Origin of the sequence: Pseudobacillus sp. FSL P4-0506 (assembly GCF_038003025.1) — a bacterium.
Taxonomy (GTDB): Bacteria; Bacillota; Bacilli; order Bacillales; family Domibacillaceae; genus Pseudobacillus.
Genome location: NZ_JBBOOI010000002.1, coordinates 240,001 through 266,155, shown reverse-complemented (window position 1 = coordinate 266,155; position 26,155 = coordinate 240,001). Strand labels below are relative to the sequence as shown.

Annotated in this window: 22 protein-coding genes and 2 rRNA genes (1 of these 24 cut by a window edge); 18 read left to right on the top strand and 6 right to left on the bottom strand. The window is 37.4% G+C overall.

Going from position 1 to position 26,155, the window contains the following annotated elements:
- Positions 1–495 precede the first annotated feature (495 nt).
- Positions 496–927, bottom strand: coding sequence for a hypothetical protein (locus MKZ02_RS23345; RefSeq protein WP_340856824.1), 432 nt, complete (start codon positions 925–927; stop codon positions 496–498).
- Between the two features lie 11 nt (positions 928–938).
- Positions 939–2,075 (bottom strand): ParM/StbA family protein, encoded by a 1,137-nt coding sequence (locus MKZ02_RS23340; RefSeq protein ID WP_340856822.1) that lies wholly within the window; start codon positions 2,073–2,075, stop codon positions 939–941.
- Positions 2,076–3,102: 1,027 nt separating this feature from the next.
- Between MKZ02_RS23340 and MKZ02_RS23335 the strand changes: the two genes are divergently transcribed.
- On the top strand, positions 3,103–4,461 hold the full coding sequence (locus MKZ02_RS23335) for an IS1182 family transposase (RefSeq protein ID WP_340851863.1): 1,359 nt from the start codon (positions 3,103–3,105) through the stop codon (positions 4,459–4,461).
- A gap of 144 nt (positions 4,462–4,605) precedes the next feature.
- Here MKZ02_RS23335 and MKZ02_RS23330 read toward each other — a convergent pair whose 3' ends face one another.
- Positions 4,606–4,956 carry a DUF3139 domain-containing protein gene (locus tag MKZ02_RS23330; protein WP_340856821.1) on the bottom strand — a complete coding sequence of 117 codons (351 nt, stop codon included), beginning with the start codon at positions 4,954–4,956 and terminating at the stop codon, positions 4,606–4,608.
- Positions 4,957–5,282: 326 nt separating this feature from the next.
- Between MKZ02_RS23330 and MKZ02_RS23325 the strand changes: the two genes are divergently transcribed.
- Both MKZ02_RS23325 and MKZ02_RS23320 read left to right on the top strand, forming a co-directional pair.
- Entirely contained in the window at positions 5,283–5,699 is a 417-nt protein-coding gene (locus MKZ02_RS23325; RefSeq protein ID WP_340856820.1) for a hypothetical protein, read from the top strand.
- An 87-nt stretch (positions 5,700–5,786) separates the two neighbouring features.
- A complete protein-coding gene (locus tag MKZ02_RS23320; RefSeq protein WP_340856819.1) occupies positions 5,787–6,221 on the top strand; it encodes a hypothetical protein in 435 nt (144 codons plus the stop codon).
- Between the two features lie 373 nt (positions 6,222–6,594).
- On the opposite strand, the gene MKZ02_RS23315 is transcribed toward MKZ02_RS23320, so the two are convergent.
- Together MKZ02_RS23315 and MKZ02_RS23310 are read right to left on the bottom strand one after the other, a co-directional pair.
- Positions 6,595–7,302, bottom strand: coding sequence for an ABC transporter permease (locus MKZ02_RS23315; RefSeq protein ID WP_340856818.1), 708 nt, complete (start codon positions 7,300–7,302; stop codon positions 6,595–6,597).
- A complete protein-coding gene (locus MKZ02_RS23310; protein WP_340856817.1) occupies positions 7,302–8,147 on the bottom strand; it encodes an ABC transporter ATP-binding protein in 846 nt (281 codons plus the stop codon). Before MKZ02_RS23310 ends, MKZ02_RS23315 begins: the two co-directional genes overlap by 1 nt.
- A 292-nt stretch (positions 8,148–8,439) precedes the next feature.
- On the opposite strand from MKZ02_RS23310, the gene MKZ02_RS23305 reads away from it, so the two are divergent.
- From MKZ02_RS23305 to MKZ02_RS23270, 8 genes are all read left to right on the top strand, one after another.
- Complete coding sequence (locus MKZ02_RS23305) at positions 8,440–8,889, top strand: DinB family protein (protein WP_340856815.1); 450 nt, start codon at positions 8,440–8,442, stop codon at positions 8,887–8,889.
- 260 nt (positions 8,890–9,149) lie between these two features.
- Positions 9,150–9,704 (top strand): delta-aminolevulinic acid dehydratase, encoded by a 555-nt coding sequence (locus tag MKZ02_RS23300; RefSeq protein ID WP_340856812.1) that lies wholly within the window; start codon positions 9,150–9,152, stop codon positions 9,702–9,704.
- 959 nt (positions 9,705–10,663) lie between these two features.
- Positions 10,664–11,080 carry a MarR family winged helix-turn-helix transcriptional regulator gene (locus MKZ02_RS23295; RefSeq protein WP_340856811.1) on the top strand — a complete coding sequence of 139 codons (417 nt, stop codon included), beginning with the start codon at positions 10,664–10,666 and terminating at the stop codon, positions 11,078–11,080.
- The gene (locus MKZ02_RS23290) at positions 11,064–11,405 is read left to right on the top strand and encodes a DUF3147 family protein (RefSeq protein WP_340856810.1); all 342 of its coding nucleotides are present in this window, start codon (positions 11,064–11,066) and stop codon (positions 11,403–11,405) included. The genes MKZ02_RS23295 and MKZ02_RS23290 overlap by 17 nt, the downstream gene beginning before the upstream one ends.
- A 1,907-nt stretch (positions 11,406–13,312) precedes the next feature.
- On the top strand, positions 13,313–14,083 hold the full coding sequence (locus tag MKZ02_RS23285; RefSeq protein WP_340856808.1) for a PD-(D/E)XK nuclease family protein: 771 nt from the start codon (positions 13,313–13,315) through the stop codon (positions 14,081–14,083).
- An 89-nt stretch (positions 14,084–14,172) separates the two neighbouring features.
- Entirely contained in the window at positions 14,173–14,586 is a 414-nt protein-coding gene (locus tag MKZ02_RS23280) for an IDEAL domain-containing protein (RefSeq protein WP_340856807.1), read from the top strand.
- Positions 14,587–14,730: 144 nt separating this feature from the next.
- Positions 14,731–14,904 (top strand): Fur-regulated basic protein FbpA, encoded by a 174-nt coding sequence (locus MKZ02_RS23275; RefSeq protein WP_340856805.1) that lies wholly within the window; start codon positions 14,731–14,733, stop codon positions 14,902–14,904.
- A 596-nt stretch (positions 14,905–15,500) separates the two neighbouring features.
- Positions 15,501–16,055 carry a hypothetical protein gene (locus MKZ02_RS23270; protein WP_259455855.1) on the top strand — a complete coding sequence of 185 codons (555 nt, stop codon included), beginning with the start codon at positions 15,501–15,503 and terminating at the stop codon, positions 16,053–16,055.
- A gap of 317 nt (positions 16,056–16,372) precedes the next feature.
- On the opposite strand, the gene MKZ02_RS23265 is transcribed toward MKZ02_RS23270, so the two are convergent.
- Entirely contained in the window at positions 16,373–17,773 is a 1,401-nt protein-coding gene (locus MKZ02_RS23265) for an MFS transporter (RefSeq protein WP_340856804.1), read from the bottom strand.
- 1,409 nt (positions 17,774–19,182) lie between these two features.
- On the opposite strand from MKZ02_RS23265, the gene MKZ02_RS23260 reads away from it, so the two are divergent.
- The 7 genes from MKZ02_RS23260 to MKZ02_RS23230 all read left to right on the top strand — a co-directional run.
- Entirely contained in the window at positions 19,183–19,512 is a 330-nt protein-coding gene (locus tag MKZ02_RS23260) for a PadR family transcriptional regulator (protein ID WP_340856803.1), read from the top strand.
- Complete coding sequence (locus MKZ02_RS23255) at positions 19,505–19,819, top strand: DUF1048 domain-containing protein (protein ID WP_120038679.1); 315 nt, start codon at positions 19,505–19,507, stop codon at positions 19,817–19,819. Before MKZ02_RS23260 ends, MKZ02_RS23255 begins: the two co-directional genes overlap by 8 nt.
- Before the next feature lie 11 nt (positions 19,820–19,830).
- Complete coding sequence (locus tag MKZ02_RS23250) at positions 19,831–20,754, top strand: ABC transporter ATP-binding protein (protein WP_340856801.1); 924 nt, start codon at positions 19,831–19,833, stop codon at positions 20,752–20,754.
- A complete protein-coding gene (locus MKZ02_RS23245) occupies positions 20,754–21,521 on the top strand; it encodes an ABC transporter permease (RefSeq protein WP_340856800.1) in 768 nt (255 codons plus the stop codon). Before MKZ02_RS23250 ends, MKZ02_RS23245 begins: the two co-directional genes overlap by 1 nt.
- A 1,002-nt stretch (positions 21,522–22,523) precedes the next feature.
- A complete protein-coding gene (locus tag MKZ02_RS23240; protein ID WP_220702353.1) occupies positions 22,524–22,865 on the top strand; it encodes a DUF3784 domain-containing protein in 342 nt (113 codons plus the stop codon).
- Positions 22,866–23,425: 560 nt separating this feature from the next.
- Positions 23,426–24,979, top strand: a 16S ribosomal RNA gene (locus MKZ02_RS23235).
- A 205-nt stretch (positions 24,980–25,184) separates the two neighbouring features.
- Positions 25,185–26,155 (top strand): 23S ribosomal RNA (locus MKZ02_RS23230); it runs 1,961 nt beyond the window's last position.
- The 16S and 23S rRNA genes sit together here, the layout of an rRNA operon.

The following is a 26,155-nucleotide window of genomic DNA, read 5'->3' as shown; positions in this document are numbered from 1 at the left end:
AGAAATGTAATGTGTTTTTAAAACCAATCGAAACAAAAAAATAGATTTTGTTTCTTTTCGTTTCGGTATTTCTCTGTTAATAGCATTTTTCATCCTTATATAAACATAAGAGAAAGGCTTCTTACTATGGGCTTTTTGTTTCGATGCATTTTAAGAAGAGAATGAAGAACACTCATTAGAAGAACGACAATAGAAAAATCAACTTCTTTATAAAAATTATTGATGATAATCAGAAGTCAATAAAAACACGAGAAAATTTGCGAAATAACCGGTTTTCTTTTTGTTTCGTTTCTAGGTATTTCTAGAAAGGAGAAAGTATTTCTTTTTACTTCGAAACGTTTCTATTCAATAAAAATTCGAGCGGGATTTGCGAAAAATGATGTTTTCGTTTCATTTCTATATAGATGCGTTACTGGTTGGTAGGAAGATATAGATTTGAAAACGGTATAAACCGTAAAAAACAACACCTCCAGATGTTGGAGGTGTTGGGAGGGCTTAATCATCGTCATCATCATCGAAATTCAAAAATGTTTTCTGAGCGAAAGATTGAAGTGCTTTATTTTGAATATAGGATTTCTCTTCCAGTTTTGGTTCGATTGGCTGCTCCGTTTCAGGTAACGTCACCATTTTGTCTGGTTCCTTTAAAAGATGGGTAATCAACTGGCCGATCAGAGCTTGGTTTTTTTCATTTTGCAAAAACTCTCTTTCATCCTGACTGATTCCAGAAGGAATAGGGATCACCAGCATGTCATCGGGTTTTTCCTTTTTTATTTCCTCATCGAGCATTTGAACGAACTTAGAAGAGAGCACACTACTAAATTTCCTGCCATGATGCGATTTCAAATCTTCCAGGTGTGAAAGAACTCTCTTGGGAGTGGTTCGAGGAAGACGAAAGGAGATAACTTTTCCAGGGATGAACTCACTCATAAGGATGCACCTTACCTAGATAGGCTCATATCTGTAATTTCAATCCCTTTAGCTTGGCAGTACATTAGCAAAATTTTAAAATAGGCACGTGAAATCATCCAAATGCTGTCCTCTGTCTTTGTAAAACGTAATGGATACTGTTTATCCTCATCATTTAGCTTGGATAGATAGGGTCTCAAGATGACAGATCCTCCACCGATTTGGTAAGCTAGACGAATATCAGGCACCGATCGCCATAGGTTCTTGATTAATTTATACTCCTCTTTCGCTAAAATCATTAGCTCGCTGTCAATTAGCGCTTTAATGGAGATCCGATTTCCATCTTTCCAAATGTAGTATTGTTCCTCTGGATCCTCATTTGTAATAATCTCAACTAAGGCTCGACGACTTTTAATGGTGTATTTGTATTCCTTGTAAACTTTCCGGATAATATTATCTAAGTAAGTGGATACTCCTTGTTTAATGCCATCGGAGTACTCATTGTCCACCTCTGCCTCTTTTGTAATAATGGCTGAGTCGGTAGAGAGTCCTCCTATATCATTTATTAAAATTGTTTTCCCAATTAACTCTTCATTTTTAGTAGAGCCGTCGTCATTAGTAGTTAAGTCGATATAAGCAGCAAAGCCCTCAGTGTTGACGAGTACTTGTTCAAATTTAATTCTGACTGTTTTCCCCTCTAGCTCTGGTGTTTTCAGGAAAGTCACCTGATGCTGTCCACTCTTAAGTTTTTTCCGGAATACTTTATTCAATTCTCTTTTTGTTTCATCCAAGGGTAGACCTGTTGAAAGAATATATGTAGCTTCAATAATCCCATCATGTTCCTCAAAGTGACGTGTGGCATCTATAGCCAAGGTGGTTAGCAGCAAAACAATAGGCTGATCGGAAGAACTTTTATCATTTTCAGGCGTTAATTCGTCGTTGTTTGGATATTTACTTGCCAGCTTCCCTACTGCGAAACGTTTCGAAGTTTCTTTTAAAGCAGAGGATTGAACTTCAACATGGAGAGCATTTAACGGCTCTTTCTCCATTTCTACAATAGTTCGGTCAGGGAGCTCCGCAATGACATTCGGAATGTATAGTGTTTCTTGCAGTCCGTTTAAATAAGCCTTAACGGCATCATTGCCAATATCCACGCTAGCTAATCTCATGTCTTTATACCTCCTAGAATAAATTTCTAATTTTATTGTATACATTTTTGTAAACAAAATCAATAGTTGTATACAAAAATGTATACAATGCTAAAAATGCTTTTATATCCCCATAACAAATGTAAAATTACTAGATTTTCTTACATAGTGACTAGAGACAAAATACAGCTACCTTAACTGTGATAGGAAGAGGATTTTGAGTGATGGCTCCTTGTGTATAACTAAGATGATATGAGGGGAATGTGTGCCTCTTAAAGCTTTTCTGACTTATTCAATCTATTCATTTTTAAATTTTTCGGAAGCGAAAAGAAAAGAAACCAAGAAAAAGAGTTTTTTCTTATAGATAGAAAAAAATGTTTGTTTTAATTAGATCTTTATAAGCAAACCCTTAAACGAGTTGCTCTTGCTTATACATTCTTTGGTTAATGTAAAATTCGTCACTTCATGTGCTTGTTCCTTTTTTTAATCATAGAAGGGAGGGGAACACAAACAATGATGAATTATGAGACAGTGGATGGAAACTTCATGCGGCTATATCAACCGAATAGAGGTCTGATTTAATAAGAAAGACTGCATTTCTGTCAAATCCTTAATCTAAAATAAATTAAAGAGAAAAACCCCATAACTCAGGAGTATAAGGATGTTACAGAACGATTTTGGAGATGTTTGGCAAGGTTAAGCTTAAAAAATGTGTTTCCGAATTTTGGATGTGGAGGCTGAAAAAAGACTGCCTTATAGGCAGTCCCAGACTGTAGACAAACTCAATGAAATTCTAGAGTTTGTCTACAGTCCTTTTTATTTTGCTTGTGAATGGGGGCTGTTGATTTCCATTCCAGGCGCTTCGCTTTCCGCGGGGCGGGCGGTGAGCCTCCTCGCCGCGAAAGCGCCTGCGGGGTCTCACCTGTCCCGCTGATCCCGCAGGAGTCTTTGCGCCATCCATTTCAATCAACAGGGGTTACAAAGTTAGAGTAGCCGTACAACCATACCTGTTTTAAAATAAATAGATCAAACACTTGAGGTGAGAAAGATGCTTTCGAAAAACAATCCAATCCAACGGAATCAAATAGAAATGATCGCTCTAGACCAGCTTGTACCAGAGAATCACCTGGTCCGTAAAATGGAGGCAGCGATGGATTTCTCTTTTATTTATGACTTGGTGGAAGGATTGTATGCGGAAGTGGGCCGCCCAAGCATTGATCCAATTATTTTAATTAAACTAACATTTATCCAATATGCCTTTGGCATTCGATCCATGCGCAAGACGATCGAGGAAGTGGAAACGAATATGGCCTACCGCTGGTTTCTCGGTTATGGATTCCATGATAAAGTGCCGCATTTCTCTACCTTCGGTAAGAACTACGAGCGTCGCTTTAAAGATACCGACCTGTTTGAACAGATCTTCTATCGTATCTTAAAAATAGCTGCCGAGAAAAAGCTCATTAGTGCGGAGCACGTTTTTGTGGATTCCACTCATGTAAAAGCTAGCGCGAATAAGCGTAAATTTGAAAAGAAAATGGTTCGCAAAGAAACACGCGCGTATCAGGAACGCCTCCAAGAAGAGATTAATCAGGACCGAGAGGATCATGGAAAAAAGCCGTTCCCGCCAGATAAGTTCGATAAAGAAGAAACAAAAGAAATCAAGGAAAGTACAACCGATCCGGACAGTGGCTACTACGTTAAAGACGAACGAACCAAACAATTTGCCTATTCCTTTCACGCGGCCGCAGACCGTAAGGGATTCGTAATTGGCACAATGGTCACACCAGGCAACACACATGACAGCCAAATCTTAGAGCCGTTAATGGAGAAAGTGATAGAAAAGGTAGGAAAACCTAAAGCTGTTGGTGCAGACGGAGCTTACAAAACACCTGCCATTGCCAGTTATTTAATGGAAAACGGCATGACACCTGCTTTGCCTTATACACGGCCGCGCACAAAAGAGGGCTTCTTCAGAAAGCATGACTATGTGTACGATGAACATTTTGACTGTTACCTTTGTCCGGCAGGGGAAGTATTGAATTACTCAACGACGAATAAGGAAGGCTATCGTGAATACAGATCACCCAAACAGGTTTGTACCTCCTGCCCTTTTTTAGCTAAATGCACGAAAAGCAGAAATCATCAAAAAGTGGTGACACGCCATATTTGGCAGAAATATATGGAAGAGGCCGACCATCTTCGCCACCACGAAGAAGTTAAAGCGATTTATGCGGAGCGAAAAGAAACGATTGAGCGTGTATTCGCAGATGCAAAAGAAAAGCATGGCATGCGTTGGACAACGTTAAGGGGACTTAAAAAATTGTCGATGCAAGCGATGCTTACTTTCGCTGCCATGAATCTCAAGAAAATGGCCAGCTGGACTTGGCGAGAACCAGAAATGGCTTAAATGATGACCTCGGAGAGGTCTATCTTTCTCTCGAATGGCTTTAAAACTACCGAAAAATCAAAAGGGGTTCGGAATAAGACTATTCCGAACCCCTTTTGTCGACAAACTGAGACTGCCTTATAGGCAGTCCTTTTTGGAGAATTATTATTCTATGATCTCATGTTTCATCGTACTAATATCTCCTTTTGCAAATCCTGCACACACTACTTCTTTATGTTTAGTAATGTAGTAGACATATTCATTTTTAGGTTCATCTTGATAAACAACATAAGCATAATGATACAGATAGTTTTTTCCGCCTAAAGGGTTATCATTAAAAAAAGTGATCTTCTTTATTTCCTTTTTTCTATAGCTTTTTTCTTTGTACAAATATTCATGAAGAGCACTTATGGCTATTTCTTTTTCTTCCTTTTGCTTATTTGTCCAATACATATAATAAGCGCCCGAAATCATTAAAGCGAATATGAATAAGCTTAATAAAAGTTTTTTTCTCATAAACACCCTCCTTTTTTACAATTTTATCACTATTATACAAAATATGTATATGGTGGTGAGGGGGTATAGGTTTTACACAACTTACAAGCTAGTTAGAAGGTTAAAAACCTTGATAAATCAACGATATATAAAATCCCGTCTAGAGAAAAAAACGGGGGAAGAAGAAACATCCAGATTTCGTGAGGGTGCTGTTCTTTGCTGGCTGCCTTCTTGTGGGGGGATGTGAACTAAAGGTGCATGGAATATACAAAGAGTTTTGTGTTCTATTTAATGTTTTTATAGTAATGTGAAAATATAAGGATAGATAAGTGGACAGGAGAATTTAAATGAAAAAATTATTTATTTCATTAGCTTTATTAGTACTTACTGCTTGTCAGCCCAATCCACCAAAACTTTCTGCAACAGTTAATGAAGAGCCAGTTAAGATTTATCAAGGCAGCTATTGTTGGAATGAAAACAACAAGGAAGTTTGTGCAGATACATCATCGCCTGAAGACATGGTAAAAGGGGATGTACCTACTGCAGTAGCCGAGAGAAGTAAATTAAAGCTTCATTTTGATTACCAGCCTAAAAAGGGGTCTCTAGGAGCAGATATTTGGAACAATGGTGAAGCCAGGGAGCAAAACATTGTTAATTCTGATACTATTATTCTTCCACGAGAGCCAGGTATTTATATTTATAGCGTGTATGCTAATTGGGAAGAAGGAGACTCAAGCTATGTACTACAAGTTGAAGTTAAATAAGACTTTAACACCCGGTGTTTTTACTCTCGGTATCGGAGGTTATGTTAATCTGTGGTCTACAAAACATTTTTACTATGAGGAATCAAAATGACTGACGAAGTGTTAAGAAATGGTTTAAGAGTGCGATGTGAGCAAGGTGTTCATCCAGAAGTAAGAAGAGCATGTTTAGAGTTTGGTAAATGGATGCGGAAAGAATTTGATTTTCCTATTCGTGTGGTGGTGTATTTAAAAAAGGATTATCAGATCAAAAACATAACCACCAAAGAGCTAGTTTCAGCTACCTTTTTTGCCCCTTATGATAAAACTCAAGAACCTTATATCAGAATTGCTACTGGTGATTATTTGGAATTGTTAGAGGAATTAGGCCAAGACAATGCCCTGGCTTCTATTCTTGGTTCTATTGCTCATGAAGTTGGACATTACTATCAATGGGTTGATAATAAAGATTTAGACGAAGATGAAGCCGAAGATTATGGCGAGTATATGCTTGATTTATATGCTCAAACAAGAGAGCATCCATAGAAGTATTTTTTATAATTTCTATTAATTCATCTGAAATAAAATAGGATTTGCGTTTTTTCTTTATAAGCAGAAGCAGATGATAGGGATGTTTGCTCATATATCTTCTGGTTATTTGATGAGATATTCGGGTTATTTCTGTCATTTCACTTATAGCTACCCAATTTTCCGCCTCACGTGCTCTCGCCTTAGGAAAGGGTGGTAAGTAGGTGTGAAATTGTATAAAAAAGAAGGGAAGTCAACTCAGCATTAAAAAAGTTTTAATATTAAAAGCCTAATTTCTCAGTGTTAAAATTGAGAAATTAGGCTTTTCCGTTGTTCCTTTCAAGCATCTCACTGCAAAGTAATTAGAATAGTATCTCTCATTCCTTATGATTTAATCGATTCTTCTTTTTCTATAAATAACTACGGTGATGACGATCGATACAACTACCCACACTAATAGCACAAGGATATGTTCAATAATCCCGCTCAATCCTTTTCCACTGCTCAACCCAAACCAAATGGCGTTTAGTTGCTCGTTTGGTAAATAATCGACGATCTTTATGAGAACTTTATTGTCTACCATGGATTTCATCATAGAACTCATTCCAAAGACGACTAATACAGGCATTCCAATAATGCTTGTTTCCATTACTGTTCTTGAAAGTAAGCCAAGAATAGTTCCTGTTGCAATGTAAAAGAACAAACCTAACACGATACTTATTGAAAACAACAGGGGGGAAGGAACCTTATAATCTGATAAGAAAATGGAACCAATAATAACAAGAATCGTCATAACAGCAGATAAAGCACTTTTCCCTACAAAAATTTCAGCTGTGCTAGCGGGTGACAGCAGCAATCCTCTCAATGTATTTTTCTCTTTTTCTTCTGCTACCATGGCAGCTTGAATGAAAGCACCTGCAATGACAAGGGCAAGGTTGATCGGATAAGTGTTTAAGGCTGCACTTTCTTCACCCATGCGACTTAACATAGCTGCAAACACTAAAGGAATGGCTAATGTAAAGATGATGTAAGAATTTCTTTGAAGGTCTTTCCAATCTTTTATAAATATTGCATTTACTCGTTTAAATGAAAATGTCATTATAAATTCCTCCCTGTTAATTGTACGAAAATGTCTCCAAGTGTTGGCTCGTTAGAGTGAATGGTTAAAATCTCCCCATCCTTCATATATTGGTGGATTTTCTCTGCTCCTTCTTCGTCTTTATCAACCACAACTGTACGATTTCCTTTTAATAAAAGTGTAATAGATGAATTTTCTTGTTGTGCTCTTATATTCTGAGGTGTATCTAGTAGTTTGATCTCCCCATTATTTAGGAAAGCCACTCGATCACAAAGTGTTTCTGCCTCTTGCATATCATGGGTAGTTAAAAAAATGGTCGTTCCTTCTCGATTCAACTTTTTTAGGCCCTCATGAATATGCTTTGTATTGACCGGGTCTAAGGCAGAGGTTGGTTCGTCTAAGAAGAGAAGATCAGGTTTATGTAAAATCGCCCGCGCCAATGTGACTCGCTGCTTCATCCCTTTGGATAGCTTTTGAATGGGTTTCTTTTTATCGTTTATTAGGTTAACGGCTTCAAGAACCTCATCGATTCTGCTTTTGTCCACTTCATATAAATCACAATATAATGCAAGATTATCAAATATACTAAGGCGATCATAAAGGCCACTATTATCCGTTAAAATGCCAATTCTCTTCATATAACTCGGGTCCTTTAATTTATTGATGGATTCTCCAAACACTTTCACCTCTCCAGCTGTCGGGTGAAGTTGCGCAGTTAATATTTTAATGGTTGTCGTTTTGCCAGAACCACTTGGTCCTAAGAAACCAATCGTTTCTCCTTTTTTCACTTCAAAGTTTACATTTTTCAAGGCCATATTGTTTTCAAACGATTTAACAAGTTTTTTTACCTCAATAACATTCTCCATTTTCATTACTCCTTCTCGCGTTTTCGTTTTCTTAATTCAAGTTTAGCTGTGATATAAAGCAAACGCAGTAATATCAAGGTGAAAAGAGTATAAGAGGGGATGAATGGAACCAAATTTCAGGTGAATGGATAGCTAATGGGGGCAAGAATAGAACAAAGTTGGGCCTATTACGACTGTTCTATTTTCTTATGGGGCTAATATGGCGGTTGAGTGGAAGAAGGAGAAGAAGGAGTAAAACTCTTTGTTATAGAAAGAGAACACAAGTGATTTTTTTATAAGGGGATGATTCTTATTGAAAACTATCCAAAAGATGTATGAGCATTTAAATTGGGCTAATCAACGTATTCTTGAGATATTGCAAAGTATCGAAGAGGAGAATCAAGAGGTGAGCCGTTTATTTTCACATATCCTGTTTTCAGAGAAAGTATGGATAACTAGACTGCGAGGATTGGAGAGTTCAGCACTGCCCATTTGGTCAGAGGTCGATATAGAATTCTGTGCAAAACTCGTTATGCAAAATGAAGAGAGCTTAACGACGTTTTTTACTAATTTAGCACACAATGATATGGATAAAATAATAACCTACACAAATAGTAAAGGAATCAAGTTTAAGAATTCTGTGCGGGATATTTTAATTCATGTAGCATTGCATGGTCAGTATCATCGAGGACAGATTAACTCACGACTTCGGGCAAATGGTATGGAACCAGTTAATATTGACTTTATTACATTTGTGAGATAGATGCATCTAGGTTCTATGCCTAGTTTATGATAGGCATATACATTCTACTAATGGGGGCGTGAAACAACAATTCTGTGAACTAAACTGTTCACCTCCTACCTGTAGAAACGTTAGTTGCAAGTTCAAATATAAAATTTGTTTTAATGCAATAAAGGGATACTTTGTTACGCTCATTAAGGAGCGTATCTGAAGAAGTCTCTTTATCATTCTTTACATGTGTTTAATTAAAATTTATTTTACCGGGCGAAGGGGATATCAAAGTGAGTAAACCAGAGTTATATATCAGTTTAGTTGTAGGTCCAAATTGTGACATGGAATCGTATGCGTTAAGGTCAACACTTGAGTATTTTGGGGCAAGAGTTACAATGCACTGGATAGGAAGGCCCAATGATCTTGTTGATGTTTTATCTGGTGAAGAACGTGATAATAAAGTTGATTATTTAATATTAAATTTTCATGGAGATGAAGGAAGATTTTGCATGCCTGAACTAGGTGAGGATATTTATGAACCTGGCGAGCCAAGAGGAGAATTTTTTGATGTTCAAGATGTTATGAAGCATTCGAGCTTGAAAAATATAAAAGTGATAGCTCCTGGATGTACATTAGGAACAACCTCGCTAGCAGCAGCATTTCTTGCATCTGGTTGTCATTCATATATTGGTCCAAATGATTATATAGACGGTAATTCTAATTTAATATTTGTGGTGCGATTTTTCTACGAATTGATCAATAATAACAAAAGTCAACAAGAAGCGTTTGAAATCGCAAAGAGTATAGATCAAGAAACCTCAATGTATCAAATTTATTTATCTTAAGTAATTTTCAATTAGAAGCAGACACCAAAACCAATTATTCAGGATTGCTATTCTAGAGTCTTTACTCTTGTAGAGAATGCAAACACTATCGGAGAGATCAATGTAGATTAAGCGAGTTGTCTTTTTAGACTAAAGCCTAATCAAAAAACAAATGCCATGTAATAGTGATTATATGGCATTTATGATATAACACATCCGGTCGTAGAAGTATTTATTTTAATAAACAGACATGCAATTGTATAAAATATCTTCGTCGATAAAGACCCTAATTTATTTATGAAATTAGGGTTTTTTCACTGAGCTTCTGTTAGTTTATTTAATTTTAGAGATACTAAATTTCTTTTGAGAGAAACAATAAGCTAATGTAGCAGTTAACAAAGTCAACAGTAACGGACTTGAAGTAGTTCCAAACACTACTTCTTGACTAAAATTCTCCTCTGTTGCAGAGAAATGTGGAGTATAAAAAGCTGTTAGAAGCCACCCCGATAAAACTTGAAATACTGTATAGAGCAATAAAAAACTAATTATAAATACGAAGTATTTTTTCAAATTCCTCACCACTTTTTACAATATTTTGTAATTGGAGTATATCATATATTTTCTTGTTTCACTAACCTTGATTTGCCAAACTTTATAACTTTATTAGAGTAGGTTTTACTGGGATAAAATCAGTAACAATGATCAACTATTTCTTAAGGGTATAAAACCTATCATTTTTATGTACGCTTGGTCTGTGAGGAAGTCTAGAAAGCTTGATAAACCAATGATGGATAAAATCCTGTAGAGGAAAAAAATGTAGAACGAAATTTCTTGTTGAGGAACTTATTTGTCCAGGAGTTTTCTGCTTATAGGGTTATATGGACTGGAGAGGTGTAGAACATACATAAATTCCATTTATTGCGAATCCCATGTTTTTTTGTTAATATATCGTATTATACGATATATGAGAGGTGTAAATTATGGATGCTAGTCTCATTAATGAAGCATGGACCGATCTTTATTACTATTTGCATTACAAGCATGAGGAATCTCTAACCCATCAAAATATTAGATGTATGCAAGCTATTAAGAAAAATAAAGATGCAACGGTACAGTTTCTTTCGAAAGTATTAGATGTTACACATCATACAACGTCTGAGCATATTAAAAGGCTTATACAAAAAGGCTATGTAGAGAAGGAACGCTCTCTTCAAGACAGAAGGGTTGTCTACGTGAAACTTACGAAACTGGGAGAAGAAGTACTTAAGAAAAATACAGAGCTGGATGAGGAAAAACTAAAAATAATCTTAGATCGTTTTGATGCTGAAGAACAAGCACAGATTATAGAGACGTTTGTTTTATTAAGAAGGGAGGTTAAACATGTCTTTTCTTGTTAAGATTAGTGTCTCAGCCTGTGTCATTGGACTAGTTACTATTCTTGCTAAATATTCACCTAAATATGGGGGGATTGTAGCTGCCCTTCCTCTTGTTAGTTTATTAAGTCTTTTTTGGCTATATATACAGGGGGAGCAATCAAACAATTTAAGTCAGTTTTTATTCGGGGTACTTTATGGCCTGCCCAGTACAATAATCTTGGTTTTTATTGTGGCTGTTGCTCTAAAGTATTCCACTCCATTCTCGATCTCCATCATCCTCGGAATCAGCGGATGGGGTCTATGTTTATTCTTACAGAAGTTCTTACTATCAAATATGTACTCTTAAATTTCGGGCATCAAACGTTAGGGAAACTAAGGGGATATAGCGCATACTTCCTTTTGGTCGGTCATAAAAATTTGAATATCCTGATAATAATATAGACTTTTATGGTGAATTGTTCTTTATAAAGAAGGTGAAAGTAAAATGGCAATAGTACTTACATTAACAATTTTAATAGTGGGTCTTATACTTGCCTTTAAATTAAGTCAGGGAAAATCAACTAAAAAAATACATAGTATGGGGAACAACTACAATATTAATAATGGCCCCGCCCTTTTCATGGCCAGTATCTATCTTGTTTGGTATAAGTCAAGGAGATGGTTTTGCAGCAATCGGATTAATGATGTTATTGTTTCCACTTTTCTTCTTAATAGGACTTGTTACCCTTCTAATAGGGATTTTTAAAAAAAGCAGTACGAATAAATCTATTTAGCAGGCAAAGAAAGCTTTAGAGGCAATCTTCTAAAGCTTTTTTACTTTGTATAACAGAGCTTATGTTAATCAAAGGGGAGTTGGAATTCTTAAACGAAAACCTATACTCACTGTTATTATGTTAGCAGCCACGCCTCTTTCAATCATATCCCATATGATGAAATATCCTATCGAAAATAAGCGCGACGACATTCAAGAGCCTTCGGTAACGTAGAAAAATAAGCTTTTGGCCGGTCCAACTTTAAACTTAAATTGATACAAGTTGCACACTTGGAAGAATCAAATGCATATGTTGTTCTTTATAGAGTTGATTCGAATAATCATAAGGCCATTTTAGAAGAAAGGCCTCAATGGAAATCTTCAAATTATTCATAGTGTTACTACCACCAGTGGCTTAGTTTATGAAGGAATTTATATTACCTTCAAATACTAAGGCTTGATTTGTTTCTCCATCTCTTCTCCAACTTCTTAGTTAATCTCCCCTTTTTCTGTTTTGAACCATGCAGGGTTTAATAACTCAGAATATTTGTGATCCTTCGAAACGGCGTTTAGCCGTTTTTTCCTATTATTCATTTTTCAGGTATCAAGCTTATAGATCAAACAACTAATGAAAATATATCTCTGTCTATGCCTGCATAGATAGAACAAAGAGACCAAAAATTTATTTTTCTAAATAGCAATCAGCATGTTGAATTGAGTTGGACGGCATTCAATTATAGATACTTATGAAATAAAACATAGGCTTGTTAATGAGAAGGTAGAAAAAGCAACAGATTACTTGACGTTGATAATCATTATCAATTACTATATTTAATAGATAATGAAAATCGTTATCAATTAGGGTGGCGGATAACTTATAAAACTTTTTCCCTTTTCTTTGTTAGTAAAGACTGCAAGTTATGTGGATTTTAGATAAAAGTATTAATATCCATCTCAATAAACAGAGGGCTATATTGAAGGGAAATTACAAATCTTGAAGTTCTTTGCTGATCAGGTCAATAAAGAACATGAACTAAGAAGTAAGAAGACGAATCTGTATGGGGAGGGAAAGGTCGTGATTGAAATCATAATTTGTGAATGGTGTGGTTTTATAGACGACAAGGAAATGGTTGATCAATGTGACAATGATAGTTGGTGTCCCTGTTGTGGCATGTGTGAGTAGATGTCGTCTAAAGTTTATCATTTGAACTATGCAGGATAGACACTGAGGGTTTGTTTGAAATGTTTATAAGGAAAGGGAGAGATTTATTTAACAGGACAAACAGCAGCCGTTTTTGATTCATGCGATTCAGCTTATCACATATGATGCAGCCGTAGATATCATAAGGGAAAGCTTAGAGAAAGGGATAGAGGTGTATCCCCAGGGATTAGAAGTTGAATTAAGATCACAAAAATAAGAAGAAGCCTGACGAACGTTTGGGCAGAAGCTCGTTCCATTCTTAAGAACGATAGTTGTTTAAAGAAAGGAGAAGATCGACTAAATGAAAAGCAGGTATCCACTAGTCTCTTTGAAAACTATGGCCAATTATCACTTAGAGTCGTTTATAAGGTGTCCTTATACATATTATTATCAACATGTTTTGTTATTAAATCCCCTCGACGTAAAATGGAGACAAGTTATTCAATCTATAATTAATCAGGTGGTTCAAAACTTTTATCAACTTCCACTAGATGCACAAAACAAGTTAAATATATTGAAATTGATCCATAGATATTGGAAAAGCGTGAGTCCACAGCTATTTGAATCGAAGGTACATTACTATATGGTTTTAACAAAGACGACAGATCATTTGCTTCAATTTTTATCTGCAAAGAAAGAGCAGAAGCCGCCGTTATGGGTGAATACCAATATTGAGGAATTGGAAGCTCAGCTTTCATTAACTATTGAATTAGAAGAGCGGGCAACTCACTCTTTTACTATAAAAAAATTTCTTCTGGAAGCGGATGAGGAAATAATTCAACTATACAATGACTTAACGATTGTATTTTCGAATAAAGCATTTGGCAAACTTCCTGAGAGAATAGAAATCAGCACTCTATTGGAGGGAGAAAAATATACTTTTTCACCCACAGTGAATAATGCTGCTGAAGGAAACGTGGATGTAAAGAATATGAAAGATCTACTGCAACATCCAAATGACTATACAAAAATAAGTTCCCTGAGAGAATGCAGGAAATATCTTTTTTTGCATAAACGTAAAGGCAGCCCAAATAGCCTGAAAGTGGCTAATAGACCAAATGAAGATTATTAGCACAAATCGCAATTAGAAGTAAATTCCTTTTGATATGGGAAAGTAAGTTCGAAGTTTCGAAAACTATACTATTAATAGGAGGGAAGAGAATGTCTGAATATTTTATCGCAACAGAAACGTTTGAGCATCAAATTGACTGTTTTTGTCCGGAAGGGGATCATGCAGATGTTTTAAAAATCAATAAAGGAGATGTAATTGAAGTCACGGATGAACATAAATTTACGATGATTAACGGATGGTACCTTCTGGTTAAGATCAATGATCAATATGTTTTCTATATGGCCCTCGCAGATTTAGAGCAATATTGTATAAAAGAGCGCGTTTTATCTATATTGGAAATAAACTTAAAGATGAACTTTTGGCGATTTAAAATAAATGAAGCACTTGATACAGGGGATGAAGCCTCTTTCCTCAGTTATACAAATAGATTACTTGAATCAAGTGAACTTCAAATAAAACTGGAGAACTATTTAAACACAGAAGCAGTAAACCATACCATATAAAGGCATTAATATGCGGGGAGAACTGAGTCACTTGGACAAAATCTTAAGACACCAACTAGAGAAATAAGCTTAAATAATGCTACATGGCATGCCAAGAACAAAAATTCGATCATCAACATAAAAATTTTAAAGGAGATGATGAGGATGGGTGATATTTTAAATCAAGTGATCATTAATCGAAAAGAGCAGTTGATCCAGCAAATGTTAAAATGGGAATCCTACAAATCAACGGATGATCGTCAGTTGTACGAGTTAACACTAAGTGAATTAGAACATGAATATCAAAAGATGTATAAAGATCATTCGAACATTCGATGAAAACCTACTCTTGATAGGGCAGTTAACCTAAAGTGCTATGCAGAGCACTTTAGGAGGAAGAGTGAATATCAAACCTCTAATAAGTAAAAAAGTACAGACCTATATATCACTTTGGGCGCTCAGAGGACCATAGGGATGATAGCTTTGAAATTGAATATATAAGCGAACATTTCAGAAAAATAACAGGTCAAGTTTTGGGAGATATAGCTAATTCAGTATAATGGTTAGCACATTGTATTGAAAACGCCCCGGCTATCTTTGATAGCCGGGGCGTTTAATGTGGAGCATGGACATATTGCTGATTAATACAATTAATTTTTCACTCTATAATTACCCGATACAACTAACTGTGATTCAGTTAATGAAACACCCTCTATCACCTCAACTGATAGCATTTACAGCTTTTAGTGTCGTAGAAGAGTTCGCAGCGAAGAAGGGACTTCCAAACAATAAGATCGTAGATAACAATATTACTAAAATTTTCAATGATTTTAACTAATTAATCCTGGTTTGGGTATTTTTAAAAGAATGTTATATCATAAATTTATGATAAGATATTAATTTTTTATTACCGCTACAAACAAGGGAGATACTGGATGAAAAGCGTTCTTTTAAACTCTATCATGTTTCTCGTTTTAGCCATATTATTATCGGCCTGTACTTCTAATAAAGAGTCCACCAGTGAAGGAGTTGAAGACTTTGACTCACCAGTATACTCCGGGGGAAATTTAAAAATAGGTATAGTAGGAGCACCTCCTAAAGTGAGAGAAGATAATGTAAAATTCATTTCTTTGTCATTAGGAGATGTAGAAGAGAAAAATTTCAGGGACGTAGATGCTGTATTTATAAATAAAAATTATTTACCTGAAGCAGCAGAGGCTAAATATGCAAAAGTTTATCTAGAGTCCCTTGTTCCTTTTATTTTTATCAATTCGGAGAAGGTTTATTTAGCATTCATTGATGAAGAACTTTCTTACGAAGATGCTCATACTTCAAAAGCAGGTGATTATTTAATTGGGTACTTTAATCACAAATATTTTGGATTGAGTCTATACAACCACCAAAACACAAAGAAAACTATTCAGGATTGTTATTCTAGAGTGTTTTCTATTATAGAAAATGCAAAAAATACTGGGGAAATTAATTTATAGTAAGTAGAAAAATCGTAATGCTAAGATGGGGAGCAATTTTTCAATTCGACTTTACATTGACACTTGGGGTTGGCTGAGACTATAAGACGGGAGAATGAAGTTAGACAATTTTATTCAGTTTTTATACAGTTACAGAGTCTATTTAGGAGCCCGAAATATTGCTGGTAGCAGCTCCCTGCTTGCAACATTAGGTGAACTAGAAATAAATAGAACATACAAGTGCGAAGGAGAAAAAACAAAAACTCGAACTATAGACCTCATGTTTGAGTGTCCATAGTTCGAGTAGTCCAATGGAGTGGATATTTTTTTAATTTAGTTTATTCGTCTTTTTGTTCTGTTTGCCACCATAATGAATCTTTTGGATTTTCGACAGCTTCTTTATATTCAGCCTTAGAAGCAACGGTTGGGTAGGAACCCTTGAGAGATTTCCCTGAAGTACTATTGAACAAGAATAGTATCACTAAAAATCCGATAATACTCACGGCTGTTAGATAGAAACCAGGTGCTAAGTTATTGCCTGTTTGGTGAACGAGCCATGTGGAAAACAATGGGGTAGTTCCACCAAATATTGAAACAGAAACATTAAAGGTCACAGATAATGTACGATATCGAATATCAGTATAGAACATCGCTGGTAACGATCCTGGCATGGTGCCTTCATAAGTTGAAAGTAAAACACCTAGAATGAGAATACCTAACGAAACAAATATTAAACCATTCAAGTTTATTAAATAAAAAGCAACGGTAGACAATAAGGTCAACCCGCCTAAACCAATTAAGAACACCGTTTTGTTTCCGATTTTATCACTGAGTTTTCCAAACATGAAAGCAAGCGGCACCATAATAATCATGACAGCCGTAATTAATACGGTTCCTATCGTACTGGATAGTCCAATAATTTCATTTAAATAAGAGGGCATGTATGATAATAGCATGTAGTTTGTAATGTTAAAGAAGGCGACAGCTACAAAACATACAACAACATCTTTTTTGTGGTTTTTTAAAATAGATAGGAAGCTTTCCTCTTGGACTGTATCATCAGAAAGTTCATTTTCAAAAATCGGTGTTTCTTCTAAGCTCCTTCTTAAGTACAGCCCGATAAGACCTAAAGGTAAGCCCAGTAGAAATGGTATTCTCCAACCCCATGAGGCCATCTGTTGATCAGATAGGGTGATAAAGAGTGCACTGGCAAGTAGTGAAGCTAATATGTAACCCGTGAGCGTGCCAATTTCTAATCCACTCCCAAGCATATTGCGTTTATTATCTGGAGAAGATTCTGCAATATAGACCATGGCACCGGCGTATTCCCCACCAGTTGAAAAACCCTGAATAATTCTAGCTACTAATAAGAGTATAGGCGCCCATATACCTATTTGATCATATGTAGGCAATAAACCGATGAGCAATGTGGAGAAAGCCATTAAAATAATCGTGGTTGTTAAAACGACTTTTCTTCCTGATTTATCTCCGATCTTACCAAATATAATACCGCCTAACGGGCGCATTAAGAAGGCGATCGCAAATGTTGCAAAGGTAAATACTAATTTCAGCTGGTCATTTTCAACAGCAGTGAAAAAGTTCTGGCTAATGATAACCGCTAAATAGGAATATAAGCCAAAATCAAACCATTCCATCGCATTTCCTACCCCTGTAGCAAACACGCTTTTCTTAGTTCGCTGAATATCTACGACGTTGATTTTCTTCTTGTTAAATTTCATTTTGTTGTGTCAACTCCATGGTATACAGTTATATGGGAATGAGAAATAAACTCAAACTAAGGGGGAAACAAGCCTTGAGCGTTTTCTCCAAAGATATCTCAAATAAAATTTTGTTTTTTTATAAACTAACTTGTTCTAGATTAGGCAAATACGATGCCCTGGCATGAAGCTTTGTTGAAAGAAATAAATTCTTTGACGTTAGTTATTTTGATACAAAAACAGAAAAATATTCATTTTTCGCTTATAATAGTTCCCCGTGGGTATACAAAAAAATTAACATCCTCGCATATTCTTATTCACCTCTCTTTGCTTTCGCATCTCTGTCTGAAGTTGTATCAAAGTTTCTCCTTGTTTTGTATGGCTTCTGCTAAATGTATGTCACCTGCTTTCCTCCATCTTTTACAGTTATGTTTATAGACATTTCTAGGCCGGATAAAACATTATCTACCTTTCCAACATCGTGCCCTCTGAATCAAGCACCTCATTTTTTAAATCGTCTCTATTGTGAATTTATCTGCAATAAGGAAGGGTTGTTTTTTTATGAGAGGATGAAGCGAATGCTTGCTCATCTACCTTCTGATCACCCGTTGGGATATCTCTGTTTTACTTATGGTTAGCCAATTTCTCAATTACTCACATCTTAAGGAAGTTCATTATACTTATGGATGTACAACTCCAAAAAGATTACAAGAGGGGATAAATGGAACCAAATTTCAGATGAATGGATGATGTTTTTCGCCCTTTATATAGCAAAATTTCAATAGGAAATGGAGGTGTGAAGGGGGGAGGCGCTATCAGGACTCGTACTATAAGGAAAGCTTTCGGCTATCGTTTTTACCAGCGAATGAAGGGCGCGGCGGCATTGCAGCAAATCTCCAGCTATTCATCCCCATCAATTATACTGAGATATATTGTCATGAATAATGAAATGGTAGATAGAGTCCTAGAAGGTTTCAACGGATCAAATCCAAAGCTTAGTATGGCTTGAAAACAAAGTTTGATCACTTTAAAAAGCGGATTAAAAACCCTGTGTTGAGATGCAGGGTTTTTTCTTGTTCAGCAACCGAATCAAATGATGGAGCAACGTCTTTAAAGAAAATTGGATTTCTTGATTCAAGTTTAGGGGAGATGATGAGATGTTGTAAGCAAAGTAATAGTCGAAAGGATTAAAGAGAAAATAGTTTTACAAAGGCACGTTTTTCAAAATCCGTGGGATTTTCAAAAAAGCTTCTCCTCTAATAGGAAATTGTTTTTTTGTTATTCATAAAAATAGTCTAACCTGCTTAGACCTAGTGAGAGTAAAGATGCCCAAATGTATAGTATGAATAAAAATTAATTGACACAACACGCTACTTTGTAATACTATATAGTAGTACTAAGTGATAACGAGTAGTTAGCAAGGAGGAAATATGAAAGATTTAACGGAAATGCTCAAGGGAGTTCTTGAAGGTGTGGTGCTTCAAAAGATTCAAACAGGAGAAACCTATGGTTATGAAATTGCTAAGTACCTAAATAAGTTGGGTTTCGACGATATTGTGGAAGGAACGGTATATACCATTCTTGTTCGAATAGAGAAAAAAGGGCTTGTGGAAATTGAGAAGAAAAAGTCGGAACTTGGGCCAGCGAGAAAATTTTACACACTAAATGCGAAAGGCGAACAAGAATTAAAGGAATTTTGGAAGCGTTGGACATTCTTAGAAGAAAAAATGAATGAAATAAAGGAGCAAAGAAATGTTTAAAAAAATGATTCAAGAAAAACGCGAATATCGAGCCTATAGAAAAAGAGTGAATGAATTACCTGAGGAATACAGAACGGCAATGACAGCCATTGAGAAGTATATGTGGAATTTTGCTAAGGGATCAGGCATGCTGGCGTTGTTACAAAATGTTTTAGAGATGTTCGAAAGTAGTGCCAGTGACGGATTAAACGTAAGAGATATAGTCGGGAACGATGCAGCAGAATTTGCCGACTCCTTACTAGCAGAGTTTCCAGAAGAAACATGGATTGACAAAATGAGAAAAGAATTAAGAGATTCCATTAAATAAAGGAGAGAGCCATGAATACAACTGTCCTTGAAATCCAAAATGTAAAAAAGAGCTTTAAAGGGAATGAAATTTTAAGCGATGTCAATATCACTGTGAAAGCAGGCTCCGTTTATGCTTTATTAGGAGCGAATGGGGCTGGAAAAAGTACCTTATTAAAAATTGTTACGGGGTTACTTAATAGCGATGGTGGAAAGGTAACCATTCAGGATATTAATATTGCTGACAATCCTGTGGCAGCACAAAATCTTTTTAGTTTTAGTTCTCAGAATTCTACCGTTGACGGCATGCTGACTGGATATGAAAACCTTCATTTGATTGCAAAATTGCGACATGAACGCAATCCGAGAAAAGTTGCCGAAAGTTTGTTAGAAAAGTTTGATCTGACTGAAGCCAAAGACAAAGCTGTTTCAAATTACTCAGGAGGAATGCGACGGCGTCTTGACTTAGCTATGAGTTTAGTTGGGAATCCAGAAATTGTTTTTCTAGATGAGCCCACCACTGGATTGGACCCTAAAAGCAGGCAGGATCTTTGGGAGATGATTAAAGAAATGAAGTCGCAAGGGAAAACAATCTTTTTAACGACTCAGTATTTAGAGGAGGCAGATTATTTAGCTGATCAGATAGGCTTCTTATGTGAAGGAAAAATTGTTGCCAGTGGAACTCCTGATAAAATGAAACGTATTGCTGGAGCGGATAAATTACTTCTTGTATTTAATTGTAATGAAGACACTGAAATAGCTTTAAAACTCTTAGAACCATATTCCCCTCAAAAAAAAGACCATTGTGAGATTTCTATTGATTTAACAGAAGATATCACAACAACTTTAAACGTAATGAATGCTCTAACAACCGAAAATATTGAGCTCAAGACCTTCAAAATGATTACCCCAACCCTTGATGATGTATTTATGACACTTACGAGAGGAAGAAAATAATGAAGATAAGTCAAAACGTGAGTGATACATTAGCACTTGCCAATAGAATTATTAAGCACAATTTGCGAAGTATCGATACGCTTATTACTGTTATTGCTATGCCGGTTATGATGCTATTAGGTATGGTTTATATATTTGGAGGAGCCATTCAAATTCCAGGAGTGTCTCAAGAGGATTATATAAATTATGTACTTCCAGGAATCTTATTAATGACAATTGCCACTGGTTCAGCTTATACCTCATTGCGGATAAACTTAGACAAAACTTCAGGGATGTTTGACAGATTTAAGTCAATGCCTATATCAAAATCATCTGTATTGGGCGGTCATGTTTTAGCATCCGTTGTCTTTATGTTAGTTTCTATCGTTGCCGTTTTGCTAGTAGGATTTCTAGTCGGATTTAGAAGTAACGCCACATTTTTTGAATGGTTTCTTGTGGTGGTTATGATTATTTTATTTTCTCTTGCATTAACTTGGCTTTCAGTACCATTTGCGTTAGCTGCTGGAAGTATTGAAGGGGCTGGTTCCTTTTCTTATATTCTATTGATGATGCTTTTTGTTAGTTCAGCATTTGTTCCTACTGATGGAATGCCTAAGGTAGTTGGCCTCTTCGCAGAAAACCAACCGATGACACCGATTATTCAAACAATCAGAAATCTGTTAAATTCACAAGTTGCTGGAAATGATTTGTGGATGTCTATTGGGTGGATGGTGCTAATTATCATGATTTCATATATATTTGGAATGAAAGCCTATAGGAGAGTATAAGCGCCTAATAGTAAGGATGTAAATATACTCGTAGTTCGTCCGAAGAGGATGCCAATCCTTTTTGGTTAATTATAAAAAACATCGGATCAAATGGTTAATGTAGCAAGACTTTATTATAGGGTTAGCAGGTAAGTTAGTTTGACCATCCGAATTATAAAGATGACAAATCATTAAAACCAAATGGCGATTATATTATATCTATAACGGAGCATCCCGAAGAGTGATCAAATTCTTTGGGATGTTCTTATTAAATTAGATGAGAAATAGAGGTCTTTAACTATCCTGGACTTAAATGGTAACATAATCATGAAAATGGAATAGGGTGGTCATCAAAAAAGAAAAATCAAGAACAGCTATACTATGTTCGCCTAATTTAGGGAGTAGATAGGACCCTGAGGCTATTTCTATCTTAAATAGAAATGTATTGCTGGTTTCAAAAACTCAATCCATTCTTTTTGTGGTAAAATTTAACTTTAGAGGTGGAAATATGAGGAATCATTTTAATGTTTTATCTATTGGTTTGTTTTGATTATGACATTTAATGCCTATTTTATCTTCAAAGATGGTTTAAGTCCTATATTTCTTCCGTTACTTTTTGTTATTTCGATCATGGGCATTGTGCTTGTATGGTATGGAGGGAAAAGTTCGCTGAGAACGATTGCTTTGGCTGTCAATCTGACTTTCCTCTTGGTTTTTATTGTTTTACCAATATTGATACGTACTTTTATTTGGAATAGACCATAGAAGGGAAAATGAAGTTAGACAATTTTATTTAGTTTCTTTATATAGTTACAGAGTCTATTTGGGAGCCCAAAATACTGCTAAATCAATAATATATAAAATCTTACATAAAGAAAAAGCCAGGCAAAGAAAACACTGATACTTTCTATTATTAGATACTTGCATCATCTCAGTCTCTGCTTTTATTTCAATGGATAATAAATATTGATTAGATTATTTTGATTCCTACATCAGGTATTATATTAATTGAAGGAGGCAGTTATGGTGAATGGAGCGATTGTTCATTTGATTATTCTAATTCCCTTTTTGATTTTTGCTATCTTTTTATCAAAAGGCAAAGGAGCAGCTTTAATTGCGGGTTACAACACAATGCCAGAGAGTAAAAAAGCTCAATACGATGAAGCAGCTATGTGCAAGTTTATGGGGAAAGTGATGTATGGTATTTGCTTTAGTCTATTATTGTGGGCAGTAAGTGAAATCCTAAAAAGTCAAACACTGTTTCTCATTGGTCTTGTTTTATTTTCAGGTCTTATTATTTTTGCAGTAGTGTATTCAAATACAGGAAACAGATTTTTAAAAAAAGGTGATGAACGTGCCAAGTAACAAGGGATTTCTAGACAGGAGTGTTTAAAAGGACAGGTTGAAACGCTGGCTGTTTTATCGAATGAGTGACAGACGAGGAAGAAAATAAAAAAGAAAAATGTGATGAGAAATTTTGAGGCAACGCACAAGTGCTTATAAATAATAAGGTTGTTTAAGAACGGTGGCAATATCATAAGGATCCCTGCTTTTTAGATTGGAAGGAAACTATACCGTAAAGCTTAAAGGACCATATTGGTAGTGGCGCTAGTTGATTTTTTAGTTAGCGTATCAAGGGATTGCCATGTTGGGATTAATGCTATCCAGTAGAAAAACTTACTATTATATTTAAAAAAGTTATTGACCCCGTATTTAAAAGAATGATATAGTTCTCTTTGCTGCTAAAAACAGTGAGATAGAGAAAAAATATTTTAAAAAAACCGTTGACACTATTATTGTAAAATGTTATTATAATATAGCTGTCGCTGATAACGACAACAAAACAAATTGATCTTTGAAAACTGAACAAAATACATGCCAGTAAGTTAATTCTTATTTTTAAAACATGAGCAAGTCAAACAATCTTTTTGGAGAGTTTGATCCTGGCTCAGGACGAACGCTGGCGGCGTGCCTAATACATGCAAGTCGAGCGGACTTGACGGAGCTTGCTCTGTTCAAGTTAGCGGCGGACGGGTGAGTAACACGTGGGTAACCTGCCTGTAAGACTGGGATAACTCCGGGAAACCGGGGCTAATACCGGATATTCTTTTTCTTCGCATGAAGAAGAATGGAAAGGCGGCTTTTAGCTGTCACTTACAGATGGACCCGCGGCGCATTAGCTAGTTGGTGAGGTAACGGCTCACCAAGGCGACGATGCGTAGCCGACCTGAGAGGGTGATCGGCCACACTGGGACTGAGACACGGCCCAGACTCCTACGGGAGGCAGCAGTAGGGAATCTTCCGCAATGGACGAAAGTCTGACGGAGCAACGCCGCGTGAGTGAAGAAGGTTTTCGGATCGTAAAGCTCTGTTGTCAGGGAAGAACAAGTACCAAAGTAACTGTTGGTACCTTGACGGTACCTGACCAGAAAGCCACGGCTAACTACGTGCCAGCAGCCGCGGTAATACGTAGGTGGCAAGCGTTGTCCGGAATTATTGGGCGTAAAGCGCGCGCAGGCGGCTTCTTAAGTCTGATGTGAAAGCCCACGGCTCAACCGTGGAGGGTCATTGGAAACTGGGAGGCTTGAGTGCAGAAGAGGAGAGCGGAATTCCACGTGTAGCGGTGAAATGCGTAGAGATGTGGAGGAACACCAGTGGCGAAGGCGGCTCTCTGGTCTGTAACTGACGCTGAGGCGCGAAAGCGTGGGGAGCGAACAGGATTAGATACCCTGGTAGTCCACGCCGTAAACGATGAGTGCTAAGTGTTGGAGGGTTTCCGCCCTTCAGTGCTGCAGCTAACGCATTAAGCACTCCGCCTGGGGAGTACGGCCGCAAGGCTGAAACTCAAAGGAATTGACGGGGGCCCGCACAAGCGGTGGAGCATGTGGTTTAATTCGAAGCAACGCGAAGAACCTTACCAGGTCTTGACATCCCGCTGACCGGTCTGGAGACAGATCTTTCCCTTCGGGGACAGCGGTGACAGGTGGTGCATGGTTGTCGTCAGCTCGTGTCGTGAGATGTTGGGTTAAGTCCCGCAACGAGCGCAACCCTTGATCTTAGTTGCCAGCATTCAGTTGGGCACTCTAAGGTGACTGCCGGTGACAAACCGGAGGAAGGTGGGGATGACGTCAAATCATCATGCCCCTTATGACCTGGGCTACACACGTGCTACAATGGATGGTACAAAGGGCTGCAAGACCGCAAGGTTTAGCCAATCCCATAAAACCATTCTCAGTTCGGATTGCAGGCTGCAACTCGCCTGCATGAAGCCGGAATCGCTAGTAATCGCGGATCAGCATGCCGCGGTGAATACGTTCCCGGGCCTTGTACACACCGCCCGTCACACCACGAGAGTTTGCAACACCCGAAGTCGGTGGGGTAACCCTTACGGGAGCCAGCCGCCTAAGGTGGGGCAGATGATTGGGGTGAAGTCGTAACAAGGTAGCCGTATCGGAAGGTGCGGCTGGATCACCTCCTTTCTAAGGAAATTGTGAACCGTGCCAGGCTTTTAGCCGCACGTAGTAGCAACAGAGAACGCTGTTCTCACAAGCGAATTAACGGCATTGTTTTTTGTTCAGTTTTGAAGGATGAATTCCTTCTCTATAGGTAAGCAATCTTGTTCTTTGAAAACTGGATAATATCGTATAAAAGTAACCAAGCAATAACCGAGTAATCGCCATTTTAGGTTAAGTTAGAAAGGGCGCACGGTGGATGCCTTGGCACTAGGAGCCGAAGAAGGACGGGACTAACTCCGATATGCTCCGGGGAGCTGTAAGTAAGCGTTAATCCGGAGATTTCCGAATGGGGAAACCCACTGTTCGTAATGGAACAGTATCCCTACCTGAATCCATAGGGTAGGAGAAGGCACACCCGGGGAACTGAAACATCTAAGTACCTGGAGGAAGAGAAAGCAAACGCGATTCCCTGAGTAGCGGCGAGCGAAACGGGAACAGCCCAAACCAGAAGGCTTGCCTTCTGGGGTTGTAGGACACTCTATACGGAGTTACAAAAGAACGGTGTAGGCGAAGAGGTCTGGAAAGGCCCATCAGAGAAGGTAACAATCCTGTAGCCGAAACATCGTTCTCTCCAGAGTGGATCCTGAGTACGGCGGAACACGTGAAATTCCGTCGGAATCCGGGAGGACCATCTCCCAAGGCTAAATACTCCCTAGTGACCGATAGTGAACCAGTACCGTGAGGGAAAGGTGAAAAGCACCCCGGAAGGGGAGTGAAAGAGAACCTGAAACCGTGTGCCTACAAGTAGTCAGAGCCCGTTAATGGGTGATGGCGTGCCTTTTGTAGAATGAACCGGCGAGTTGCGATTTCATGCGAGGTTAAGCCGTAAAGGCGGAGCCGCAGCGAAAGCGAGTCTGAATAGGGCGCATGAGTATGAGGTCGCAGACCCGAAACCAGGTGATCTACCCATGTCCAGGGTGAAGGTAAGGTAACACTTACTGGAGGCCCGAACCCACGCACGTTGAAAAGTGCGGGGATGAGGTGTGGGTAGCGGTGAAATTCCAATCGAACCTGGAGATAGCTGGTTCTCTCCGAAATAGCTTTAGGGCTAGCCTCAAGGGAAGAGTCTTGGAGGTAGAGCACTGTTTGGACTAGGGGCCCCCCTCGGGTTACCGAATTCAGACAAACTCCGAATGCCAA

Excerpts from the sequence above, each read along its gene's own strand:
- MKZ02_RS23345 (WP_340856824.1), bottom strand. The coding sequence starts at position 927 with ATGAGTGAGTTCATCCCTGGAAAAGTTATCTCCTTTCGTCTTCCTCGA.
- MKZ02_RS23340 (WP_340856822.1), bottom strand. The coding sequence starts at position 2,075 with ATGAGATTAGCTAGCGTGGATATTGGCAATGATGCCGTTAAGGCTTAT.
- MKZ02_RS23335 (WP_340851863.1), top strand. The coding sequence starts at position 3,103 with ATGCTTTCGAAAAACAATCCAATCCAACGGAATCAAATAGAAATGATC.
- MKZ02_RS23330 (WP_340856821.1), bottom strand. The coding sequence starts at position 4,956 with ATGAGAAAAAAACTTTTATTAAGCTTATTCATATTCGCTTTAATGATT.
- MKZ02_RS23325 (WP_340856820.1), top strand. The coding sequence starts at position 5,283 with ATGAAAAAATTATTTATTTCATTAGCTTTATTAGTACTTACTGCTTGT.
- MKZ02_RS23320 (WP_340856819.1), top strand. The coding sequence starts at position 5,787 with ATGACTGACGAAGTGTTAAGAAATGGTTTAAGAGTGCGATGTGAGCAA.
- MKZ02_RS23315 (WP_340856818.1), bottom strand. The coding sequence starts at position 7,302 with ATGACATTTTCATTTAAACGAGTAAATGCAATATTTATAAAAGATTGG.
- MKZ02_RS23310 (WP_340856817.1), bottom strand. The coding sequence starts at position 8,147 with ATGGAGAATGTTATTGAGGTAAAAAAACTTGTTAAATCGTTTGAAAAC.
- MKZ02_RS23295 (WP_340856811.1), top strand. The coding sequence starts at position 10,664 with ATGGATGCTAGTCTCATTAATGAAGCATGGACCGATCTTTATTACTAT.
- MKZ02_RS23290 (WP_340856810.1), top strand. The coding sequence starts at position 11,064 with ATGTCTTTTCTTGTTAAGATTAGTGTCTCAGCCTGTGTCATTGGACTA.
- MKZ02_RS23285 (WP_340856808.1), top strand. The coding sequence starts at position 13,313 with ATGAAAAGCAGGTATCCACTAGTCTCTTTGAAAACTATGGCCAATTAT.
- MKZ02_RS23280 (WP_340856807.1), top strand. The coding sequence starts at position 14,173 with ATGTCTGAATATTTTATCGCAACAGAAACGTTTGAGCATCAAATTGAC.
- MKZ02_RS23275 (WP_340856805.1), top strand. The coding sequence starts at position 14,731 with ATGGGTGATATTTTAAATCAAGTGATCATTAATCGAAAAGAGCAGTTG.
- MKZ02_RS23270 (WP_259455855.1), top strand. The coding sequence starts at position 15,501 with ATGAAAAGCGTTCTTTTAAACTCTATCATGTTTCTCGTTTTAGCCATA.
- MKZ02_RS23265 (WP_340856804.1), bottom strand. The coding sequence starts at position 17,773 with ATGAAATTTAACAAGAAGAAAATCAACGTCGTAGATATTCAGCGAACT.
- MKZ02_RS23260 (WP_340856803.1), top strand. The coding sequence starts at position 19,183 with ATGAAAGATTTAACGGAAATGCTCAAGGGAGTTCTTGAAGGTGTGGTG.
- MKZ02_RS23255 (WP_120038679.1), top strand. The coding sequence starts at position 19,505 with ATGTTTAAAAAAATGATTCAAGAAAAACGCGAATATCGAGCCTATAGA.
- MKZ02_RS23250 (WP_340856801.1), top strand. The coding sequence starts at position 19,831 with ATGAATACAACTGTCCTTGAAATCCAAAATGTAAAAAAGAGCTTTAAA.
- MKZ02_RS23245 (WP_340856800.1), top strand. The coding sequence starts at position 20,754 with ATGAAGATAAGTCAAAACGTGAGTGATACATTAGCACTTGCCAATAGA.
- MKZ02_RS23240 (WP_220702353.1), top strand. The coding sequence starts at position 22,524 with ATGGTGAATGGAGCGATTGTTCATTTGATTATTCTAATTCCCTTTTTG.